This is a genomic window from Streptomyces sp. MnatMP-M17, from assembly GCF_900091995.1.
Lineage (GTDB): Bacteria > Actinomycetota > Actinomycetes > Streptomycetales > Streptomycetaceae > Streptomyces.
Map to the genome: position 1 here is coordinate 1 of NZ_FMDK01001239.1, position 1,342 is coordinate 1,342.

At 70.2% G+C, this 1,342-nt stretch carries 2 protein-coding genes and 1 pseudogene; all 3 read left to right on the forward strand.

The genetic code is table 11. The annotated features are described in order from the left end of the window. A partial coding sequence (locus GA0115259_RS38210; RefSeq protein WP_093605217.1) for a DUF6328 family protein occupies positions 1 to 482 on the forward strand: 482 nt, incomplete at its 5' end. A 75-nt stretch (positions 483 to 557) separates the two neighbouring features. After that, positions 558 to 926 carry a GNAT family N-acetyltransferase gene (locus GA0115259_RS38215; RefSeq protein ID WP_093605219.1) on the forward strand — a complete coding sequence of 123 codons (369 nt, stop codon included), beginning with the start codon at positions 558 to 560 and terminating at the stop codon, positions 924 to 926. A 100-nt stretch (positions 927 to 1,026) separates the two neighbouring features. Next, a pseudogene (locus GA0115259_RS38220) lies at positions 1,027 to 1,342 on the forward strand (arylsulfatase); the annotation flags it as partial.

Sequence of the window (1,342 nt, forward strand, 5' to 3'; positions counted from 1 at the left end):
ACCGCGCCCACGGCTTCGCGCGGCACGAGAGGCCGGAGGAGCGGGCGGACCGCCAGTGGGTCGAGATGCTCCAGGAAGTACGGGTCGCGCAGACGGGAGCGCAGATTCTCTTCGGCTTTCTGCTCAGCGTCGCCTTCACACCGCGTTTCGCGCGGCTGGGCTGGTTCGACAAGGACCTCTATGCGGTCACCGTGGTGATCGGGGCGCTGGCCACCGGCGCGCTGGTCGCCCCGGTCTCCGTACACCGCATGCTGGCCGGACACCGCCGCAAGCCCGAGCTCGTCCGTATGACAGGCCGGCTGCTCGGGACAGGCATCGCCCTGCTCGCCGCCGCCATCGTCTGCGCGGTACTCCTTCTGCTCCGCGTCGCACTGCAGTCCGACTACGCCTGGGCCGTCGCGGCGGTCGTACTGGTGTGGTTCGCGTGCTGCTGGCTGGTCCTGCCGCTGGTCCTCAAACGCCGTCTGGAGCGCGAGGGATGACAGCTTGAAGGTGGAACGATGTACCCGCGGGCCGAATCGGCCGCGCGCCACCAGGAGCAGGGAGAACCAACCGTCATGTCAGATCTCGACATCCGCGACAACCGGTCCGAGGGCCGTCTTGAGGCGTACGAGAACGGCCGGGCCGTCGGCTCCATCGTCTATTTCGCGATGGAGGCCACGGAGGAGTCGTCCGGTGCGCTGGTCGCGGTGCACACCGGAGTGGAGGAAGGGCACGAGGGCAAGGGCATCGCGGGAGCGCTGGTACGGGAGCTGTACGCGACGGCCGGGCGTGAGGGCGTGCCCGTCGTCCCGTTCTGCCCGTACGCCGCCCGGTGGGCCCAGCGCCATCCCGAGGAGGCTCCGGCGGCCCCGGACGATGTGGTCGAGAGCGCGAGGGAGCTGCTGAAGGCCGCGCAGGACGAAGGCAACGCGGTGGACGCCTGACGGCGTTCGTATCCTTCCGGCGGGTCCCTTCCGTCACTCTTCGTCCTGTCGGACGAACATTGCCGGACTCGGCGCAAGAGCAGGACCTAGCATCGCGATCATGCTGACTCTGCTGCATACCTCCCCGGTCCATGTCCCGGTCTTCGACGCCCTGCGGGACATGGACCATCCGGGACTCGTCCTGCGCCATGTCGTCGACGAGTCCCTGCTCACCAGGGCGCGGGCCGAGGGCTCGGAATCCGTGGCGGCCGATGTCGAGGCCGTGGTCGCCGCCGCTGTCGCCGAGGGCTCGGCCGCCGTGCTCTGTACCTGCTCGACCATCGGTGAGGTCGCGGAGAAGACCGGCGCGGCGCTCGGCGTGCCCGTACTGCGGGTCGACCGTCCGATGGCGGCGGCGGCTGCCGCGGCCGGGCGGG